14 protein-coding genes and 3 pseudogenes are annotated in these 20,091 nt (G+C 52.7%); 10 read left to right on the top strand and 7 right to left on the bottom strand.

What is annotated here, in order from left to right:
* Positions 1 to 107 precede the first annotated feature (107 nt).
* On the bottom strand, positions 108 to 944 hold the full coding sequence (locus tag JGC47_RS12210) for an aminoglycoside 6-adenylyltransferase (RefSeq protein ID WP_004159102.1): 837 nt from the start codon (positions 942 to 944) through the stop codon (positions 108 to 110).
* Positions 945 to 1,258: 314 nt separating this feature from the next.
* On the opposite strand from JGC47_RS12210, the gene JGC47_RS12205 reads away from it, so the two are divergent.
* Entirely contained in the window at positions 1,259 to 3,688 is a 2,430-nt protein-coding gene (locus JGC47_RS12205) for a membrane-bound PQQ-dependent dehydrogenase, glucose/quinate/shikimate family (RefSeq protein ID WP_033477933.1), read from the top strand.
* 55 nt (positions 3,689 to 3,743) lie between these two features.
* On the opposite strand, the gene JGC47_RS12200 is transcribed toward JGC47_RS12205, so the two are convergent.
* The 3 genes from JGC47_RS12200 to xseA all read right to left on the bottom strand — a co-directional run bounded on the left by JGC47_RS12200 (position 3,744) and on the right by xseA (position 6,544).
* Positions 3,744 to 4,070, bottom strand: a complete 327-nt coding sequence (locus tag JGC47_RS12200; protein ID WP_004159097.1) for a protealysin inhibitor emfourin — start codon at positions 4,068 to 4,070, stop codon at positions 3,744 to 3,746.
* On the bottom strand, positions 4,067 to 5,083 hold the full coding sequence (locus JGC47_RS12195; protein ID WP_004159096.1) for a M4 family metallopeptidase: 1,017 nt from the start codon (positions 5,081 to 5,083) through the stop codon (positions 4,067 to 4,069). The genes JGC47_RS12200 and JGC47_RS12195 overlap by 4 nt, the downstream gene beginning before the upstream one ends.
* An 87-nt stretch (positions 5,084 to 5,170) precedes the next feature.
* The gene (xseA, locus tag JGC47_RS12190) at positions 5,171 to 6,544 is read right to left on the bottom strand and encodes an exodeoxyribonuclease VII large subunit (protein WP_004159094.1); all 1,374 of its coding nucleotides are present in this window, start codon (positions 6,542 to 6,544) and stop codon (positions 5,171 to 5,173) included.
* Positions 6,545 to 6,714: 170 nt separating this feature from the next.
* On the opposite strand from xseA, the gene guaB reads away from it, so the two are divergent.
* From guaB to JGC47_RS12150, 8 genes and pseudogenes are all read left to right on the top strand, one after another.
* On the top strand, positions 6,715 to 8,181 hold the full coding sequence (guaB, locus tag JGC47_RS12185) for an IMP dehydrogenase (protein WP_004159092.1): 1,467 nt from the start codon (positions 6,715 to 6,717) through the stop codon (positions 8,179 to 8,181).
* Positions 8,182 to 8,263: 82 nt separating this feature from the next.
* On the top strand, positions 8,264 to 9,844 hold the full coding sequence (gene guaA / locus JGC47_RS12180; protein WP_024015310.1) for a glutamine-hydrolyzing GMP synthase: 1,581 nt from the start codon (positions 8,264 to 8,266) through the stop codon (positions 9,842 to 9,844).
* Positions 9,845 to 10,149: 305 nt separating this feature from the next.
* Positions 10,150 to 10,677 (top strand): annotated as a pseudogene (locus JGC47_RS12175) (tyrosine-type recombinase/integrase); the annotation flags it as partial.
* A 155-nt stretch (positions 10,678 to 10,832) separates the two neighbouring features.
* A pseudogene (locus JGC47_RS12170) lies at positions 10,833 to 11,138 on the top strand (transposase); the annotation flags it as partial.
* A 163-nt stretch (positions 11,139 to 11,301) separates the two neighbouring features.
* Positions 11,302 to 13,014, top strand: coding sequence for a hypothetical protein (locus JGC47_RS12165; RefSeq protein WP_004159084.1), 1,713 nt, complete (start codon positions 11,302 to 11,304; stop codon positions 13,012 to 13,014).
* A complete protein-coding gene (locus JGC47_RS12160; protein WP_004159082.1) occupies positions 13,007 to 13,660 on the top strand; it encodes a hypothetical protein in 654 nt (217 codons plus the stop codon). Before JGC47_RS12165 ends, JGC47_RS12160 begins: the two co-directional genes overlap by 8 nt.
* Positions 13,661 to 13,997: 337 nt before the next feature.
* Positions 13,998 to 15,109: pseudogene (locus JGC47_RS12155) on the top strand (IS3 family transposase).
* Positions 15,110 to 15,242: 133 nt separating this feature from the next.
* Positions 15,243 to 15,782: a DUF2058 domain-containing protein gene (locus tag JGC47_RS12150; RefSeq protein ID WP_004159074.1), complete on the top strand. Its 540-nt coding sequence runs from the start codon at positions 15,243 to 15,245 to the stop codon at positions 15,780 to 15,782.
* Between the two features lie 97 nt (positions 15,783 to 15,879).
* On the opposite strand, the gene JGC47_RS12145 is transcribed toward JGC47_RS12150, so the two are convergent.
* On the bottom strand, positions 15,880 to 16,578 hold the full coding sequence (locus JGC47_RS12145; RefSeq protein ID WP_004159071.1) for an RluA family pseudouridine synthase: 699 nt from the start codon (positions 16,576 to 16,578) through the stop codon (positions 15,880 to 15,882).
* Positions 16,579 to 16,754: 176 nt separating this feature from the next.
* Here JGC47_RS12145 and JGC47_RS12140 point away from each other — a divergent pair, with 176 nt between their 5' ends.
* On the top strand, positions 16,755 to 17,237 hold the full coding sequence (locus tag JGC47_RS12140; RefSeq protein ID WP_004159066.1) for a cold-shock protein: 483 nt from the start codon (positions 16,755 to 16,757) through the stop codon (positions 17,235 to 17,237).
* Positions 17,238 to 17,590: 353 nt separating this feature from the next.
* Here JGC47_RS12140 and denD read toward each other — a convergent pair whose 3' ends face one another.
* Positions 17,591 to 18,559, bottom strand: a complete 969-nt coding sequence (gene denD / locus JGC47_RS12135; RefSeq protein ID WP_004159060.1) for a D-erythronate dehydrogenase — start codon at positions 18,557 to 18,559, stop codon at positions 17,591 to 17,593.
* Between the two features lie 17 nt (positions 18,560 to 18,576).
* Positions 18,577 to 19,896 carry an MFS transporter gene (locus JGC47_RS12130; RefSeq protein WP_004159059.1) on the bottom strand — a complete coding sequence of 440 codons (1,320 nt, stop codon included), beginning with the start codon at positions 19,894 to 19,896 and terminating at the stop codon, positions 18,577 to 18,579.
* Positions 19,897 to 20,091: the final 195 nt, after the last annotated feature.

Genomic DNA, 20,091 nt, shown 5'->3' with positions numbered 1-20,091 from the left:
GCGCAAGGGGGCCTGATGGCCCCTTTTGTTTCAGGTTGACAGCAGATGCGGCCGATCTGGTCTTTTTGATTCTTATCGATCCCGAACGTACTTTTTATTGTTCAGGTTCAGCGCAGCAGCTTCTCGACGCGATCCGGGTAGTTCCAGCCCGCAGTGCTGGCGACCTCTCTGGCGAGTTGCGCGTAAAGTTCGGTTGTTGCGTCATAAGCCCGCCGCGCATCCTCTGCATCGAAGTGGCCAAACGTTGTCTGAAGCCTCTGCCATATTTCCTCCCCGGCCCATAAGCGTATGCCTTTCCCAGAGTGCCAGACATCGGCCAAACCCTTGCTGTGAGCATTGGCGTGCCACTCAATCATCTCCAGCAGGAGTTCCTTCATCGTCCAGTCGCGCTGTTTAACAAGGAAAAGCTCATTACGGGCGAGGTATCCGGGCACATGGAATGCCTCAAACCAGAACTCTTCCACCCGCTGACAGAAAGATGCTTCTCCGGGCAGGGTAGCAGTGGAAAAAGCCAACGTTGGCGCTGGTAATCGTTGAGCCAGGCTATCCTTATCCAGACTAACCCGATAGCCCCTTCGATAAAGGGGATCCAGCAGATTTTCAGATGCCATGTGGGCCAGACGTGCTAAACCTGCGAGGGTAAAATCGACTTTTATCCCCCCCTCGAAAATCACCAGCCGGGTTGGCCACTGCTGGTCACCTTCAGCTTCGAGATGTAAAACGGTGATAATTTCCCCGATTGCACCGATCCAGCCATCGGTGACGGCCAGCAGCTGCGGTTCACGCGCTATTATTTCAATATCGATATCGGAGAACTCATCCGCGAGACCGTCAGCCCTTACCAGGGATCCGGTTTGCACCAGCGCGCGCACGTTATCCGTGATGGTGGCCCATTGATGTATCTTTTCCAACAGGTGTGAACGTTTCAATTCAGTCTCTGTCACTTTTTATTCCTCAGGCTGGTAATGAGTTCGGGATGACGACCAGGCATTTTTATTGTGAAGAAAAATCCTCACTTTCTCGTGAACATTTGTGCCAGAAACGAGTTAAACGTTACTAATAATGAGTAACTTGTTAATTTACTGTTTTTTACATTATGAACCTGATGGTACAATTTTGCTGCTTGCCTGTATTGCTGCTTACGTCTGCGCGTAAAGGTGATGCTTGCGCAAAAAGGAGGGCGTTACAGCCCCATGTCAGTATTAATCAGATAAGGTTTTACGTTAAGTTCGCCTTATTTTCTCCAAGAGTATTTTGTATGCCTCAAATACGCGCCGGGTCCTCTAAATGGCTGGGCTTATGGTGTCTCGTGCTGGGTATTCTGTTACTGGCAACCGGCCTTTACTTTGTCATCGGAGGCGGTAAGCTGCTATCACTCGGCGGCAGCGGGTATTTCGTTATTGCCGGGATCTTCACGGTTCTTTCCGCCATCCAGTTCTTCCGCCGCCGCTCTTCTGCGGTAGTGATTTTTGCCCTGGTGTTTATCGGCTCGGCTATCTGGGCCGTGCAGGATGCCGGCGTGGATTTCTGGCCGCTGGTATCCCGCCTGATGTTCCTTGCCGGCATGCTGCTGCTGGCGCTGCTAACTTACCCGTCGCTGCGGCAGCGTGAAGCGCGCACCAGCCGTGCCAAAGCCGCGTATGGCCTGAGCGGCGTAACGTTGGTCGGCCTGCTGGCTACCGCTTACGGCATGTTCCAGCCGCACCCGACCGTTGAATCGGACGGACAGGAACTGCCGCTGGTCGCGGTTGAGAAATCCGCCGGTCAGGAAAACTGGGACCACTACGGTAATACCGCAGGCGGAAGCCGCTTTGTCGCGCTGGATCAGATCACCCGTGATAATGTAAAAGATCTGAAGCCGGCATGGACATATCACACCGGTGATATTCCTGAAAGCCCGACCGGTAACGGCGCGGAAGATCAGCAGACTCCGTTACAGGTCGGCGACCGCGTGTTCCTTTGTACCCCGCACAACAATGTGATTGCGCTGGACGCTGACAGCGGCAGGCAGATCTGGAAAACCGAAATCAACGCGCATTCTCAGGTATGGAACCGCTGCCGTGGCCTGGCCTATTTTGATGCCGGTAAACCGCTGCAACAGCCTTCCGTGCCGGACTCCACGCCGGTCACGCCGGTTACCCTCGCCGCAGGTGATAGCTGCCAACGCCGTATTCTGATGAACACCATCGATGCGCGTCTGCTGGCGATCAACGCTGATAATGGCGAGCTGTGCCAGCACTTCGGCAACAAGGGATTTGTTGACCTGAAAGCCGGTTTGGGCAAAGCCAGCGATCCTCAATATCAGCTGACTTCCGCTCCGACTTTGGCCGGAACCACTGTGGTTGTCGGTGGGCGCGTGGCGGATAACGTGCAGACTGATATGCCCGGTGGCATGCTGCGCGGTTTCGATGTCGTCACTGGAGCGATGCGCTGGGCGTTCGACCCGGGCAATCATAGCCCTAACGCCCGTCTGCAAAGCGGCAAGAACTATGTTCGCAGCACGCCAAACTCATGGGCGCCGATGTCTTACGATGCGGCCATGAACACCGTGTTCCTGCCGATGGGCAGCTCCTCGGTCGATCTGTGGGGGGCCAACCGTAACGCGCTTGATCATAAATACGGCGCTTCTGTTCTTGCGCTGGACGCCACCAGCGGCAAAGAGAAGTGGGTGTACCAAACCGTGCATAACGATCTGTGGGATTTTGATATCCCGATGCAGCCAGGCCTGATCGACTTCCCGCAAAAAGGGGGCGGCAGCAAACCCGCGGTGGTATTCGGCACCAAAGCCGGACAAATCTTCGTGCTGGATCGCCTGACCGGCCAGCCGCTGACCGAAGTGAAGGAAGTGCCGGTTAAGCGCGGCAATATCCCCAACGAGCAGTACACGCCAACCCAGCCGAAATCCGTTGGCATGCCGCAAATTGGCGCGCAGACGTTGAAAGAGTCTGACATGTGGGGCGCAACGCCGTTTGACCAGCTGGCCTGCCGCATCGGCTTTAAATCAATGCGTTACGATGGCCTGTATACCGTTCCGGGTACCGACGTCTCTTTGAGCTTCCCGGGATCGCTGGGTGGCATGAACTGGGGCAGCCTGTCGACCGATCCGCACAATCATTACATCTTTGCTAACGATATGCGTCTTGGCCTGTGGGTGCAGATGCTGCCGGCAAAAGCCGATGCAAAAGCCGGTAATGGTGGCGAGTCGGTAAATACCGGGATGGGGGCGGTGCCGTTAACAGGCACGCCTTATGCGGTTAACAAAAACCGCTTTATGTCGCCGATCGGCATCCCTTGCCAGAAACCGCCGTTCGGCACACTTTCGGCGATCGATCTGAAAACACAGAAAGTGGTGTGGCAGGTTCCGGTAGGAACGGTGCAGGATACCGGGCCGTTTGGCATGAAGATGCATGCACAGATACCCATCGGAATGCCAACGCTGGGCGGCACGCTGGCGACTCAGGGCGGCCTGGTGTTTATCGCCGGTACGCAGGATTATTATCTGCGTGCTTTCAATACCTCAACCGGTAAAGAAGTGTGGAAGGCCCGGCTGCCGGTCGGCAGTCAGGGTGGGCCGATGAGCTACAAATCGCCGAAAACCGGTAAGCAGTACATCCTGATCTCTGCGGGCGGGGCGCGTCAGTCGCCGGATCGGGGTGACTATGTGATGGCATACGCGCTCGACAAATAGCCAACGTCACTGGCCGTCAGCCATGCCCCTTCAGCAATGAAGGGGCATTTTTTTGTCAGCCGTCACGCCAAAGCGATTCCAGCTCAGTCGGGGCCAGCTGTTCAGGGATCAATAGCACGATAGCGCCAGCGGACTGACGAGTGGCATAGCTTATCTGAATGCGAAAATAACGCTGGTCGCCGCGCCCCAGCGTGGCCTGCTGGTCTTCCGGTTCGCCCAGCCGTAACGCATTACGCACAATCTCACAGACCCGCGCTTTTTGCACGGCGCTAAGCTGGGCCAGCATAAAGCGGCGCGGTTGTGCCAGCTTCGGGATAAACGTAAACCCTCCTTCGCGTGCCACATCGATAATTGCATCATCGCTCAGTTCGGGCAGATTCATGTTAAAACGCCGACCTGTTTCCAGGCGTCCTTGATGGCCGCGCCGGTGGCTTTATTAAAGCGTTTTTCACCGTGGTGCACCGTGAACTCCGCAAAGGTTTTAAAATCGGCATTTTGCGGCAGTTCCTTGTCACAAACGGTATCGTACCAGGCGTAGCCCGCCATCTCCCAGGCATAGCCGCCCAGCGCAACGGCAGTCAGATAAAAGGCGCGGTTGGCAATGCCGGAGTTGAGATGCACGCCGCCGTTATCTTCTCGCGTGCGGAGGTAATCACGCATGTGGGCAGGCTGGGGATCTTTACCCAGCAGCGGATCGTCGTAGGCGCTGCCGGGTTCGGACATCGAACGCAGTCCGCGCCCGTTAATTCCTTCAGCCAGCAGCCCTTCGCCAATCAGCCAGTTGGCCTGCTCCGCGCTCTGTTGCAGATGATACTGCTTCACCAGCACGCCAAAGACGTCGGAAAGGGACTCGTTTAGCGCACCGGCCTGCTCAAAGTAGATAAGCCCGGCTTCGGTTTCCGTGACGCCGTGCGCCAGTTCATGGCCGACCACATCCAGCGCGATGGTAAAGCGGTTAAAAATCTCGCCGTCGCCGTCGCCAAATACCATCTGCTGGCCGTTCCAGAAGGCATTTTGATAATCCCGGCCGTAATGAACCGTACCCAGCAGCGTCAGTCCTTCATTATCCAGGGAGTTGCGCTGGTACGCGTGCCAGAAAAAGTCATAGGTGATGCCAAGATAATCCCAGGCTTCGTCGACTGCGGCATCGTTACTGGCTGGCAGATCGCCACTGCGCACCCGCTGGCCTGGCAGATTTTGCGTCTGCTGCGCATCGTAGATTTCACGCTGAACGTTGCCCGGCGTAGCCGTGATGGCGCTGTGCGGTGCTTGCCAGCTCTCATTCATCAGCGTCTGGACATGGGTCAGCGTTTGGCGCGCGCAGCGTTGCTGGTGGGATGATCCGTTGTTGATAATTTTGCTCAGGATATAGGGGGGGATGACGCCGTAGGGCATATCAGACTCCTTGCGCAACAATGAATGTTAAACAAGTATAGTTCGCCTGCTCCGGATGGGGGGAAGAGGAGGGGGGATCCCCGCCTGCTATTTGACGCTGCGCCCGCGAGTTTTTTTCAGTGGGGTGATGACAGTGACTTCGCTTTCTACCCAGCCATCGTCGAGACGGGTTTTCAGCGTATCGCCCTGATGCAGCTGTCTGGTTTTTTTGACAAGCTGGCCGTTGGCGGTGCTGGTGACGCTAAAGCCGCGCGCCAGCGTAGCCAGCGGGCTGACGCCTTCCAGCCTGGCGGCAAGCTGGCCAAAGCGCTGCTTGTTTGCGCCAAGCTGCTGCTGCATTGCCTGCCGTAGCCGATATTGCCACTGTTGTAACTGTTGGCTTGCGCGCTCAATGCGCAGTTCCGGTCGAAAAGCGTTAAGGCGCTGGCCGAGGTGTTGCTGCCGCCGGGTTGCCTGGCGCAGATGTTGTTGCAGCGCATCGCCCAGACGGCGCTGCAGTTGCATCAGCGCGGTTTGCTGGCGCGCCAGCCTCAGCTGCGGATGCTGCTGCTGTAAGCGATGTTGCAAACGGGTGAAGGTACGCTGCTGTCGGGCGAGATAATAGTCCATCGCCATTTCCATGCGCTGCTGCTGCGACTGTAGCTGACGCAGTCGCTCTGTCTGGTTGCGGCTGACCAGCTCTGCGGCGGCAGAAGGGGTAGGCGCCCGCAGGTCGGCGGCGAAATCGGCAATGGTAACGTCGGTTTCATGCCCCACCGCGCTGACAATCGGGATGCGGCTGGCAAAAATCGCCCGCGCCACGCGTTCGTCGTTAAAGCTGCACAGATCTTCCAGCGAGCCGCCACCGCGACCGACGATCAGCACATCGCACTCGTTGCGGGCGTTGGCCAGCTCAATAGCGCGCACGATACCCGGAGGCGCTTCTGCGCCCTGCACCGGGGTTGGGTAGATCACCACCGGCAGGGAAGGGTCACGGCGCTGCAACACGCGTAACACGTCGTGTAACGCAGCACCGCTGGCAGAGGTGATCACCCCGACCTGGCGCGCCGGGTCCGGCAGCGGCTGTTTATGGCGCTGCTCAAATAATCCTTCCGCCATCAGGCGCTGCTTTAGCTGCTCAAACTGCTGTTGCAGCAGGCCGTCTCCGGCAGGCAGCATGCTTTCGGCGATCAGCTGGTAGTCGCCGCGCGGCTCGTACAGGGTGATGGTGGCACGCACCAGCACCTGCTGGCCGTTTTGCGGTCGGAAGGTGACGCGGCGGTTGCCGTTGCGAAACATCGCGCAGCGTACCTGGGCCGAATCGTCTTTCAGCGTGAAGTACCAGTGGCCGGAAGAGGGCTGGGAGAAATTAGAGATCTCCGCGCTCAACCATACCTGGCCCATTTCCAGCTCCAGCAGCTTACGCACTGTGCTGTTGAGACGACTGACGGTAAAAATATTGCTGCCTGGCGCTTGCGACATGTGATGAAGATCAAACTTTAAATCAGCGGGTTAATTAGCCGATACTACAGGGCTGATTCAGGGGATCAAGAGTTTTAAGTAAATAAAGCTGGAGGCAATCGATTACGGCCTGTATAATGCCGCGGCAATATTTTACAAGTTCTCATTCACCCTGAGGTTGAGATATTGCCATGCTAAGAATCACTAAAGAAGCCCTGACATTCGACGACGTTCTGCTCGTTCCTGCTCACTCCACGGTGCTGCCAAACACCGCCGACCTCAGTACCCAGCTCACTAAAAACATCCGTCTGAACATTCCTATGCTGTCTGCTGCTATGGACACCGTGACCGAAGCCGGTCTGGCCATTGCGCTGGCACAGGAAGGGGGCCTGGGCTTTATCCACAAAAACATGTCTATTGAGCGCCAGGCGGAAGAAGTTCGCCGGGTGAAGAAGCATGAAAGCGGCGTGGTTACCGACCCGCAGACCGTGTTGCCCACTACCGCGCTTAGCGAAGTGAAAGCATTGACCGAACGTAACGGCTTTGCCGGTTACCCGGTGGTCAACGGCGAAAACGAGTTGGTCGGTATTATTACCGGACGTGATGTCCGCTTTGTCACCGATCTGAGCCTGCCGGTTTCTGCGGTAATGACGCCAAAAGAGCGTCTGGTCACGGTGAAAGAGGGGGAAGCGCGCGAAGTGGTGCTGCACAAAATGCACGAAAAACGCGTGGAAAAAGCGCTGGTGGTGGATGACAGTTTCCATCTGCTGGGCATGATCACCGTGAAAGACTTCCAGAAAGCGGAACGTAAACCCCTTGCCTGTAAAGACGAGCATGGCCGTCTGCGCGTGGGTGCTGCCGTCGGTGCAGGTGCCGGTAACGAAGAGCGCGTCGATGCGCTGGTGGCTGCCGGTGTTGACGTACTGCTGATCGATTCCTCCCACGGTCATTCTGAAGGCGTTTTGCAACGCATCCGCGAAACACGTGCTAAATACCCCGATCTGCAAATTGTCGGCGGCAACGTGGCGACCGGCGCTGGCGCGCTGGCGCTGGCCGAAGCCGGCGTCAGCGCGGTGAAAGTCGGTATTGGTCCTGGCTCAATCTGTACTACCCGCATCGTGACCGGCGTGGGCGTACCGCAGATCACCGCAGTTTCTGACGCCGTTGCCGCGCTGGAAGGCACCGGCATTCCGGTTATCGCTGACGGCGGCATCCGCTTCTCCGGCGATATCGCAAAAGCTATCGCCGCCGGTGCTGCTGCGGTGATGGTTGGCTCCATGCTGGCAGGTACTGACGAGTCGCCGGGCGAAATCGAACTGTACCAGGGGCGTTCATACAAGTCTTACCGTGGCATGGGCTCGCTGGGCGCGATGTCGAAAGGTTCTTCCGACCGTTACTTCCAGACCGATAATGCGGCGGACAAACTGGTGCCGGAAGGCATCGAAGGTCGCGTGGCATACAAAGGTCGCCTGAAAGAGATCGTGCATCAGCAAATGGGCGGGCTGCGCTCCTGTATGGGCCTGACCGGCTGTGCTACTATCGACGAGCTGCGCACCAAAGCGCAATTCGTGCGCATCAGCGGTGCCGGTATTTCGGAAAGTCACGTTCACGATGTGACCATTACTAAAGAGTCGCCGAACTACCGTATGGGTTCCTGATAACCCGTAACCGCCCGCCCGGCCTGGCCGGGCATTTTCACCCCATCCCGAATTATGTATGACATCGCCCTGGAATAGCCCAATGACGACGGAAAATATTCATAAACATCGCATCCTGATCCTTGATTTCGGTTCACAGTATACCCAGCTGGTCGCGCGTCGTGTGCGTGAGCTGGGCGTCTACTGCGAGCTGTGGGCGTGGGACGTGACCGAAGAGCAGATCCGCGGGTTCAACCCGAACGGTATCATCCTCTCCGGCGGCCCGGAAAGCACCACCGAGCACGACAGTCCGCGCGCGCCGGATTACGTATTTAACGCCGGCGTGCCGGTGCTGGGCGTGTGCTACGGCATGCAAACCATGGCGCTGCAGCTGGGCGGTAAGGTGGAAGGCTCCAGCGAACGCGAGTTCGGCTATGCGCAGGTAGAAGTGAAAAACCAGAGTGCGCTGATCCGCGATATCGAAGATGCCATCAGCGCAGACGGTAAGCCGCTGCTGGACGTGTGGATGAGCCACGGCGATAAGGTCACCGCCATCCCCTCTGATTTTGTCACCGTTGCCAGCACCGATACCTGCCCGTTCGCCATTATGGCCAACGAGGAGAAGCGTTTTTACGGCGTGCAGTTCCATCCTGAAGTAACACATACACGCCAGGGGCTGCGCCTGCTGGAGCGCTTCGTACGTGATATCTGCCAGTGTGAAGCGCTGTGGACCCCGGCAAAGATCATTGAGGATGCCGTTGAGCGTCTGCGCGAGCAGGTGGGTGACGACAAAGTGATCCTCGGCCTGTCCGGCGGCGTTGACTCATCGGTCACCGCGATGCTGCTGCACCGCGCCATCGGCGATCGTCTGACCTGTGTTTTCGTTGATAACGGCCTGCTGCGCCTGAACGAAGCGGAGCAGGTGATGGAGATGTTTGGTGACCACTTCGGCCTGAATATCATCCATGTGCCGGCGGAAAACCGTTTCCTTGACGCGCTGGCCGGTACCGACGAGCCGGAAGCCAAACGTAAGATCATTGGCCGCGTATTCGTAGAGGTATTCGATGAAGAGGCGACTAAGCTCACCGAGGTGAAGTGGCTGGCACAGGGCACTATTTACCCTGACGTGATTGAATCTGCCGCTTCGGCGACCGGTAAGGCGCATGTGATCAAATCACACCACAATGTTGGCGGCCTGCCGAAAGAGATGAAGCTGGGGCTGGTTGAGCCGCTGAAAGAGCTGTTCAAAGACGAAGTGCGCAAAATCGGTCTTGAGCTGGGCCTGCCGCACGCCATGCTGTTCCGTCACCCGTTCCCGGGACCGGGCCTGGGCGTGCGCGTGCTGGGCGAAGTGAAAAAAGAGTACTGCGACCTGCTGCGCCGTGCCGATGCCATCTTTATCGAAGAGCTGCACAAAGCCGATCTGTACAACAAGGTCAGCCAGGCATTCACCGTGTTTCTGCCGGTACGTTCCGTTGGCGTAATGGGCGATGGCCGCAAGTACGACTGGGTTGTATCGCTGCGTGCGGTAGAAACCATCGACTTTATGACCGCGCACTGGGCGCATCTGCCGTATGAGTTCCTCGGCCGCGTGTCTAACCGCATTATCAACGAAATCGACGGCATTTCCCGTGTGGTTTATGATATCTCCGGTAAACCCCCGGCGACCATTGAGTGGGAATGATTTCGCGTCTGGCAACAGCCTGCACGTTAAAGCAGTAAAGTACCTCTAAGCCCGCGTAACTGCGGGCTTTTTTGTTTTTGTATCTGGCACTTTCTGGCAGCTGTTAGCAACGGGAAGCACGGTTTTTTCAATGGAATTTTTGATGGTACTCTCTGGTTTCGAATTCAAGTTTGAAAAAGTACCATGTGATAAATTTCGGTTGAGTTATGGTATTTGTTTTTTATAACTCAATTAAAAACAGCTAGTTAAATAACTTTTCTGAATTTTACAACATGGTGTTTTTTGATAAAGGAAAACAATAAACCATGTTGACTGACGCCAGGCTGCGTCACCTTAAGCCGAAGGAGAAACTCTATAAAGTTAATGACCGTGATGGTTTGTATGTTGCGGTCACTCCGGCTGGAGCGATCTCATTTAGTTATAATTATTCAATAAACGGAAGACAGGAGACCGTTACTTTTGGCCGCTATGGTGTTGGAGGGATCACGCTTGCAGAAGCGCGTGAACTGCTCAACGAAGCTAAAAAAATGGTTGCCGGTGGAAGATCGCCTGCGAGGGAAAAAGCCAGAGATAAAGCGCGTATCAAAGATGCGGAGACTTTTGGTGCGTGGGCTGAGAAATGGTTACGCGGTTATCAAATGGCTAAATCGACGCGTGATATGCGGCGTTAAGTATATCAAAGGGAGTTGAAGTCAAAATTTGCCCAGCAGAAACTGAGTGAGATTACACATGAAGACTTACGCGCATTAACCGATAACATTGTCGAGAGAGGGGCACCGGCGAAAGCTGTGCACGCCAGAGAGATTGTATTGCAAGTCTATCGCTGGGCTATTGTGTAATCATCCCGCATAATAGTCACATTCACTTTTAGAGATCCTCCGGCATAATCAATCTGCCAGCGAAGGAGATCGCCATGCGTAAAGCCCGTTTTACTGAGCACCAGATCATCGCCGTGATTAAGCCGGTTGAATCCGGACGGACTGTTAAAAATGGTCCGGAATTTATCTCGCTGGCACTGGCTGAATGGGCAGAGAGACATGCGGTAAAACTGGAGTTTATCCAGCCGGGTAGGCCAACGCAGAACGCCTTCATTGAGCGCTTTAACCGGACATACCGCACAGAAATACTCGATTTTTATCAGTTCAGAACGCTGAATGAAGTGCGGGAAATCACGGAAAAATGGTTATCAGAATATAACTGTGAACGCACGCATGAATCGCTGAACAATATGACACCGGAGGAATACCGACAGCACCATTATTTTGCCGGGATCTCAAAAAATGCATGGAACTAAAACGGGTCTATTTACAGCTAACCATCAACACGCCAGATTTAAAGCCTGCCTGTATAGTCTATACTAATCTATACTCTAAGGTTTGTATGTGTGGCTAAGGTCATGAGTGCCATCCTTTAAGAAAAATGATACCTTAAAGAGAAATCTTAAATGGAAGTAAGCAATGAATCCTGATAATAAACCACTGATTTATCTGTTAAACACTCCATCAAGTTTAGTAAAAAAACTAAATCCAGTTTTTAACGCTAATCAATATTGGATGAACGGTTATAGCGAATATGAAGCAGCCAGCTATCGTCCTTTAAAGGTTCCTTATTCTTCTAATCTTCCCTCAAACTTACACGAAGCAGAAATAGTAGTTATTGATACAGGATTGAGAAATAAATTAATTAAAGATCGCTCATCTATAAGTGTGATTTATAATCATACTCCAAGTTTTATTGATCTTTTTCCTCTTGATATGCAAATTGCTCTTACTGACATCTTTTCTACAGAAAAATTTCAGCTCTTGTTCATATTTTGTGAAAGCTACAATGAAGAAGTGTATATACTTCAAAATGAAGCAGGTCAACACAGCCAATATCAAATTAATACCTACTGTTTCCCTAACTACTATGGATTTACTCCTACGCGAAGAACGGGAAGCAGAATGAATGTAGTTGAAGGTAAACAGGCAATGGAGATTAAACAATGCCTTGAAAAATACCTTCCTAATTCAAACTATAACTTTGTGTTTCAGCTATATAAAGGCGATAAGTCTAATGATGTTCCTTTGCTTAGAAATGAAGCAGGTGAAGATGTTTGTTTTATAAGAAAAATGGGATCAAAATTAGTTTTCTTTTTGCCAGAAATATACGATAAGGCGGGTTTGCTATTTGACCTTTTCAATAATGTTTTGCCAGATATTGGCTTTTCTAATGAAAAATTTCCAAATCATGGTAGTTTCAATTGGATAAACGATTTCGATTATATATCTTTGGAAGAAAGAAATAAAATAATAGATATTAAAAACGAAAAAGTTCGACATGAAGAAGCCTTATCTTCCCTGCAAGAAGAATATGAAAGAGTTCATTCTAAAGACGAAAATGTAAAGCTTAGAGCTATGCTAAAAGAAACCGGGGATGATCTTGTATCTGCGGTCAAGTGGTTCCTTGAGTACATAGGCTTCACTAATGTTGTAGATCCTGATAAAGATGTTGATGTAGACGCAGGGGAAGTGTTTGAGGAAGATTTAAACTTTGAGCATAACGGTATTCACTTCTTGCTGGAAGTTAAAGGGATTGGTGGCACTTCAACTGATGCTCAGTGTGCTCAGATCTCTAAGATTGCCCTACGCAGAAAGAAAGCTAATCCGGGAAACACATACAAAGCCGTCTACATAGTCAATCACCGTCGATACAAAGCGCCTAAAGAACGAGAGCTGATCCCCTTCAACGAAAACCAAATCACTGATGCTGAGATAGCTAATCGAGGTATGACATTCACCTATGAGCTTTTCAACATCTATCACATGATAGAAGCAGGTGTTATCAGCAAAGAAGCAGCTCGTGAAGCCTTTAAGCAAGAAGGCCTCATGGACTTCAGACACAGCCTTCATCGGCTCGACTTCAATCACTGCTATACAGGTGCTTCAGTATACTCTTTGGTCATACCTGAAGGCGGTTCGTTTACTATCACTAAAGCTGACAAAATCGCTATTCAAGATAATGAGAACCACTGGCATCAGTTATCTATCGCGAGCATGGAGATAGATCGAGTAGCTTATGAAGAGATCAGCAGTGGCAAGGTCGGTATCAAAGTTGATAAGTTGGTGTCGGGTGCCAGAGATTACTATGTAGTGAAGGTAAGCGAGGACAAGGGGCTTCAAGATGCGTAGCTACAGTGAGATCGCAAAGCGTATAGCAAAAATTATTATATCGCCTGAGTCTGCTATAGGATTTGCTCATGGCGTGCTGTCTGTGCCTACAGACATTGGCTATCTTGCGTATGGTTTCATCGATACAGACAGCCGCTATCAACGTGAAACAGAGAAGATCAGGATGGTTGGGGCTATCAGGCATGGCATTCTCGAAAATCACAACTTCATGAAAACTATTGAGACCGTGCTCAATATCTTCAATAAGAACGTGCCTGAAGCTAAGCAGAACGCTATCTACAGCAAAACGATGGCTTCTGTTGCTGGCCGGACGCTTACAAACTCACTGATAGCCGGAAGGTTAGCAACTACCATTGCGCAGCGTAGCTCGTTTCTTGTAGCTGTTAGAGGTGGCTTGATCGGTAATGCTTTGCTGATCGGTGGTATGACAGAAAGGTGCATCTACACTTCTGAAAAGCTTCAAAAGAACAATCCCGAAGTCTATAATGCATTGCGCGTGCGAAACTATGATTTACTCTACTTCTTAGTTGAGCCTGCTTTAAATCCGTTCTTAGAGGCTCTGAATGTGAAGCGAACGCAGGGACAACCGGCTTTTGAAAGGATCATAGAGATGGTAGACAGGGAGGTTAACGCTAATGCGAGATAACGGGCCTGTTGAGCTGAGCTTGGGTAAGCGCATCATGTATAGCCTTATAGAGGCGTCAGGTGCGATCGTAGGCGGGTTGTTGTTGTTGCTATGCTGCTACTGGTTCTTTCACTATGAAACCTGGCATGAGCGGCTGATAGCGATTGGTTTATCCGTGTTGGTTGTCTATCTGATAGGTAAGATTTTACCGGAACGACCAAATAAATAAGCCCCTACGGGGCTTTTTTATTCTTATAATAATATTTCATTAAACCTGACTGTAACCATCCCGCATAATAGTCCCATTCACTTTTAGAGATCCTCCGGCATAATCAATCTGCCAGCGGAGGAGATCGCCATGCGTAAAGCCCGTTTTACTGAGCACCAGATCATCGCCGTGATTAAGCCGGTTGAATCCGGACGGACCGTTAAAGATGTCTGCCGGGAGGCCGGTATCTCTGAAGCCACTGACTATAACTGGAAGTCCAGATAGGGTGGCATGGAAGCTTCTGATATTAAAAAGATCAAGGCTCTTCAGGACGAGAACCGGCGTCTTAAACAGATGTTTGCCGATCTGAGCCTTGAGAACCGGGCGCTGAAAGACGTTATCGAAAAAAAGCTTTAAAACCCGCCTTTAAGCGTGAGCTGGCCACTCAACTAATAACGACATTCGGACTCAGTATCCGTCAGGCCTGCCGGAGTCTGAACCTGAGCAGAACGGTTTACCATTACCGCCCGGATACCACACGCGATGAACCCGTTTTTACCGCCTTGCAGGCAGCGGCTGAACGATACCCACGATATGGTTTTCCGACGCTTTTCCAGGTTCTGCGACGGCAGGGATACCAGTGGGATCACAAAAGGATCCACCGTATTTACTGTCTGCTGAAGCTGAATTTTCGCCGTAAGGGCAAACAACGGTTGCAGGTGCGTAACCCCTCACCGCTGGCCACGCCGGAAGCGCTGAACCAGAGCTGGTCAGTCGATTTTATGCATGATGCCCTGGTCTGTGGGCGTCGTTTTCGCACGTTCAATGTCGTTGATGACTTTAATCGTGAGGCGCTGTCGATTGAAATCGATCTGAATTTACCCGCTCCACGAGTGGTCCGTGTACTCGACAGGATCGCGGCAAACTGCGGCTATCCGGCCATGCTTCGCATGGATAATGGTCCGGAATTTATCTCGCTGGCACTGGCTGAATGGGCAGAGAGACATGCGGTAAAACTGGAGTTTATCCAGCCGGGTAAGCCAACGCAGAACGCTTTCATTGAGCGCTTTAACCGGACATACCGCACAGAAATACTTAATTTTTATCTGTTCAGAACGCTGAATGAAGTGCGGGAAATCACGGAAAAAGGGTTATCAGAATATAACTGTGAACGCCCGCATGAATCGCTGAACGATATGACGCCGGAGGAATACCGACAGCACCATTATTTTGCCGGCATCTCAAAAAATGCATGGAACTAAAACCGGTCTATTTACACAACCTCTTATCCCCCCTGCAATCTGAAGCCACCCGGCGATTTGGCACTGCACCTGGTACAGCTCCCAGCATTGCAGGTATAATCCCATTAATCATTCAACGGGTTTCAAAGCGAAGATGACAAAACTGACCTTACAAGAGCAGATGCTCAAAGCTGGATTAGTGACCAGCAAAAAAATGGCTAAAGTTCAGAGAACGGCTAAAAAATCACGCGTTCAGGCTCGTGAGGCCAGAGAAGCGGTGGAAGAGAATAAAAAAGCACAGCTTGAGCGCGATCAACAGCTTAACGAACAGCAGAAACAGGCAGCGTTATCCAAAGAATATAAAGCTCAGGTGAAGCAGCTGATTGAAATGAACAGAGTCGTGCTTGCAAAAGGAAATATTGATTTCAATTTCACAGATAATAACCTGATTAAAAAAATAGCGGTTGATAAGACGACGCAAGCTCAGTTGGTGAATGGCCGCCTCGCCATTGCCCGCTTAGCGGCTGCTACTGGAGCAGAGTGCGAATACGCTATCATCCCAGCCATCGTCGCCGATAAAATTGCCCAGCGTGATGCAAACAGTATTGTATTAAACAGCACGCTTAGTCAGGACCAGCAGGATGAAGAAGATCCGTATGCGGACTTCAAAGTACCTGACGATTTGATGTGGTAAATCTCGCGTGTCGGCTTTTACCTTCGCAGCGATCTGATGAAGCACGCTGATGCGCTATCGTCACAGCCCGGATCTCTTCTGGTTGATAATCCCCCTGTCAGAACGGGCAGGCATGACTGGCTTTAATCCTCTCTTCGCTGACGGGATGGACAAATTGCAACTCACTGGCGTGCAGCATCAGCCGCGATGTCCGTTCAGTGCCTGGCAGCAGGCGACCGCCATACAGGTCGCAGCCCAAAATGGGGTAGCCCAGCTGCTGGCAGTGAATGCGCAGCTGATGGGTGCGCCCGGTCTCCGGGGTTAGCTCAACCCGCGTCAATGGCAGCAACGTCCCGTCCTGCAACGCGTGATAACAGCGTTGCAAGACCCGATAGCGGGAGCGGGCGGGCTTGCCGTGGATTGAGCAAATTGACATCAGTGGAAACAGCGCCGGGTCTTTGGCAATCGCAGCATCAATCACCCCTTCGTTATCGTTCAGGTGCCCACAGAGCAGTGCGCAGTACACCTTGGTCACCGTGCGCTGGCTGAACTGCTGGCAAAGGGCAGCATTAATAGCCTTAGTGCGGGCTATCACCATCAGCCCGGAGGTGCCGAAATCCAGGCGGTGAACCAGGGTGCAGCCGGGGAAAATTTGTACCAGCCGGTGATGCACCGAATCGAGATTTTGCGGATTTTTGCCCGAGAGACTGAGCAGCCCGGCGGGTTTATTAATAAGCACCAGGTGTTCGTCCTGACAGAGAACTTCTATCTCATCATGGCACGGAGGGGCAATAAACGTATCGGAAATGTCAGACATCAGGCTGCCCGGATGGAGAATGGAAGCGGATAATAACGAATTTCTAAGCGACTGGCGAATCTGGCTGTCCAGAGATTTATCGTCCAGACTTAAACCAAAGACATAGTCTGCGCAGGCATTGTGTTTTACACTGCCCGCTGCAAAAATTGAGTAGATAAACGATTAAGTAGGCGGTAATGGCGATGAACGGAACGATCACAACCTGGTTTAAAGATAAAGGTTTTGGCTTTATCAAAGATGAAAACGGTGATAACCGTTATTTTCATGTGATTAAGGTCGCCAACCCTGAGCTGATTAAGAAAGATGCGGCGGTGACCTTTGAACCCACCACTAATAACAAGGGCTTGTCAGCCTGTGCGGTGAAAGTCGTACCAGACAGCAATTACATCTATATCGCGGGCGAGCGCCTTAAGCTCACGTCGATCAAGTCTTACCTGGTTTACAGCGAAGAAGTGCCTGCCGCTAGCCGCATTGATAAAGAAAATACGGTGCTGTCTGTGGGGCTACTGATGAACAGTATCAGGCCAAAAACAGCCACAAAGCCTGGCGAAACACGCTCGCTGAAAAAGCTGGCGATCACGACCTTCCAGGGAACGACGTTAATCTTCTCGGAAGATGAGATAGACGTGGATAGCACGGTAAAGCTGCTTAAGGTTTGAAATAATCCGTATTGATCCTGTGCCGGGATCCTGTCGCCTCATAAGCAGGATTCCGGCATCGCTGTCTGGCCTCAGAGCGCCGTGGTACACGCCCCTTTTATAAACTTCGACAAAATTTAAAGCCTGTCATGTCACTCCGTGGATCATCGTAAAGCGGCGGGGAAAATGGGTTACAACCGTGATGAAGCGATCGGCTGGGGCGGCGCGAAAAAGGTGCAGCTTAACGTTAATCTGCCAGAGGGATACGGGGTTTGATGCAACCCCCGCCTGCTGGTGGAGCATCACGGTGCTGAAGCCGGATCGACGGTCCTGCACATCGCGGCCGCCATTGTGCCCTTGCATCGTCCACCCGTTCAGGCAGGTTCCGTCAAATATTCGCTGATCATTTCATCAAATGAGGCGTTAGCCTGGAAACCCAGTTTGCGCGCATAATCAGCATGAAAATCGCCGGGCCAGGAGTTGACAATATCCCCGATTACCTGCTCCTGGTGAAAGCTGACGCGTGATGCGACCTCATCACCGCACAGGCGCTGAAGCGATGCCAGCATCTCCGCTACCGTTACCGACAGACCGCACAGATTAATCACTCGCCCTTCGTCAAGCTGACTGCCGTCCAGATCGTGACCGTGGATTAATGCCTGGACCGCTCTGGCCGGTGACAACAGCCACAGGCGCGTGTGCCGGCTCACCTGACAGGTGGCCGCTTCACCGTTGAGCGGTTCACGGATAATGGCACTGGCGAAGCTGGATGCGGCAGCATTGGGGTGGCCCGGTCGTACCACAATCGTTGGCATGCGCAGGCTGCGTCCGTCTATAAAGCCTCTGCGGCTGTAATCCGCCAGCAGCAGGTCATTTATCGCTTTCTGCGTGCCGTAGGAACTCTGCGGCATCCACACCTGGTCGTCCGCGACTTTGTGCGGCAGCTTACCACCAAATACCGCCACCGAACTGGTGGTCACCAGCCTGATGCGCTGCGGCAGCTGGCGCAGGCGATCCATAATGTGGCGGGCGGCATCCACGTTAATTTTCATGCCGAGGTCGAAGTCCTGCTCCGCCTGGCCGGAGACCACCGCCGCCAGGTGAAATACGCTGTCTGTGCGATCGCCAATCAGCCTTTCCAGTTCAGAAATTTGGCTGATATCGCCACAGACAACCTTCAGTCGCGGATCGCTGACCCCCTTAAGTGCGACGATATCAACGGCGGTAATGCACTCAATCGCCTGTAATTCCCCCTGCTGACGAATTAACGACCCCTTTGCCAGCAGTGCCTGCACCAGTTTTTTTCCCAAAAATCCGGCCGCGCCGGTTATGACAATATGCATGATGTGCCTCATGACAGCTAACGGTTGACAGTACGGCCGGGGATGAGAAAGATTGCCGCCGATCCGACCAGCATCGTGCAGGAGATAATTAACATTCCGCTCAGCGTCGAGTGGGTCAGGTCAGTGAGCATCCCCATCATATAAGGGGCGGCAAAACCGGCCAGATTACCAATGGAGTTGATCAGCGCGATGCCGACCACCGCCATCGAGCCACCGAGGAAGGCGGTTGGCAGGCTCCAGAAAAGTGGCAGAGTGCTCAGGCTGCCCGCAGCTCCGAGCGTCAGCCCACACATCGCCAGCCACAGGTTGTCGCTATAAAGAGCAGAAATCACCATACCCACCGCGCCAATAGTGGCAATAATCGCCAGATGCCAGCGGCGTTCGCGGTGTTTATCCGCACTACGCGCCGCCACGATCATCGTCATAATGGCCGCAGCATAAGGGATTGCGGTCAACAAGCCGACGTGAAACACATCCTCTACCCCGGCGTTATGTATCAGGGTGGGCAGCCAGAAGCTGACGGTGTAAAAACCGGCAATCAGGCAGAAATAGATAAAAGCCAGCAGCCACAGCTTGCTGTTACGCAATACGCTAATCAGTGTTACCTGTACGGTGGCACTATCCTGTACGGTATCTTCCTTCATACGGGCCTTCAGTAACGATTTTTCTTTCGGATCCAGCCAGCGGGCGTGCTCGATACGGTCAGGCAGTAGCCAGAACACCAGTGCCCCAATAAACAACGATGGCGTTCCCTGAATGATGAACAGCCACTGCCAGCCAGCCATGCCTAAATGATGGTGAAAATACGCCATAATCCAGCCCGAAAGCGGGCCGCCGAGTAGCCCTGATAGCGGCACGGCGGCGGCAAACAGGGCAAATATTTTGCCGCGCCGATACGAAGGGAACCACAGAGAAAGATAGAGGATCACGCCGGGGTAGAAACCGGATTCGGTCAGGCCAAGCAGAAAGCGTACCGCATAAAACTGCCAGGGCGTGGCGACCAGGGCAGTGAGCGGAGCGATAGCGGCCCAGGAGACCAGCAGCGCGGCCAGCAGACGGCGCGCACCAACGCGCTGCAGCAGCATATTGCTGGGGATCTGGAAAAAGAAAAACCCGATAAAGAATATCCCGGCACCCAGTCCGTACACGGTTTCAGAAAAGGCGAGATCGTCGGACATGTGTAATTTGGCAATGCCGACGTTAATACGGTCGAGATAGGCAAAAATATAACTGACGGTGAGGAGAGGTAAAATGCGCCAGGTGGCGCGCTTCCATGCGTTTTCTTCTGTGTTATTCGTCGGGCAAGTCAGTGGAAAAGCCTCGATGGGTGAACTCATATGACATCCTTGATTGAGTGAGAGTAGGGCGATATCCTTTCTTCAGGCAATAGCTTACTCGCTTCTGTGGCAACGCAGCGCTAACGTGGCAACAGAAGCGGGCAGTTATTTCAGTCTGGCTTGTTTTCAGGCAGTCTGTATGGGCTGTTGAGAAGGTTCCGGGAGCCTTATCACAACAATAACGTCCGTTATCCA

It is taken from the genome of Erwinia amylovora, assembly GCF_017161565.1.
GTDB classification, from domain to species: Bacteria; Pseudomonadota; Gammaproteobacteria; order Enterobacterales; family Enterobacteriaceae; genus Erwinia; species Erwinia amylovora.
Note: the sequence above shows the minus strand (reverse complement) of the source record. Positions and strands in the feature narration are given on the sequence as shown.

Coding starts and splice junctions, on each gene's coding strand:
- denD (WP_004159060.1), bottom strand. CDS start 18,559: ATGCATATTGTCATAACCGGCGCGGCCGGATTTTTGGGAAAAAAACTG.
- guaB (WP_004159092.1), top strand. CDS start 6,715: ATGCTAAGAATCACTAAAGAAGCCCTGACATTCGACGACGTTCTGCTC.
- JGC47_RS12205 (WP_033477933.1), top strand. CDS start 1,259: ATGCCTCAAATACGCGCCGGGTCCTCTAAATGGCTGGGCTTATGGTGT.
- JGC47_RS12160 (WP_004159082.1), top strand. CDS start 13,007: ATGCGTAGCTACAGTGAGATCGCAAAGCGTATAGCAAAAATTATTATA.
- JGC47_RS12165 (WP_004159084.1), top strand. CDS start 11,302: ATGAATCCTGATAATAAACCACTGATTTATCTGTTAAACACTCCATCA.
- xseA (WP_004159094.1), bottom strand. CDS start 6,544: ATGTCGCAAGCGCCAGGCAGCAATATTTTTACCGTCAGTCGTCTCAAC.
- JGC47_RS12145 (WP_004159071.1), bottom strand. CDS start 16,578: ATGTCTGACATTTCCGATACGTTTATTGCCCCTCCGTGCCATGATGAG.
- JGC47_RS12140 (WP_004159066.1), top strand. CDS start 16,755: ATGGCGATGAACGGAACGATCACAACCTGGTTTAAAGATAAAGGTTTT.
- JGC47_RS12195 (WP_004159096.1), bottom strand. CDS start 5,083: ATGCCCTACGGCGTCATCCCCCCCTATATCCTGAGCAAAATTATCAAC.
- guaA (WP_024015310.1), top strand. CDS start 8,264: ATGACGACGGAAAATATTCATAAACATCGCATCCTGATCCTTGATTTC.
- JGC47_RS12200 (WP_004159097.1), bottom strand. CDS start 4,070: ATGAATCTGCCCGAACTGAGCGATGATGCAATTATCGATGTGGCACGC.
- JGC47_RS12130 (WP_004159059.1), bottom strand. CDS start 19,896: ATGAGTTCACCCATCGAGGCTTTTCCACTGACTTGCCCGACGAATAAC.
- JGC47_RS12150 (WP_004159074.1), top strand. CDS start 15,243: ATGACAAAACTGACCTTACAAGAGCAGATGCTCAAAGCTGGATTAGTG.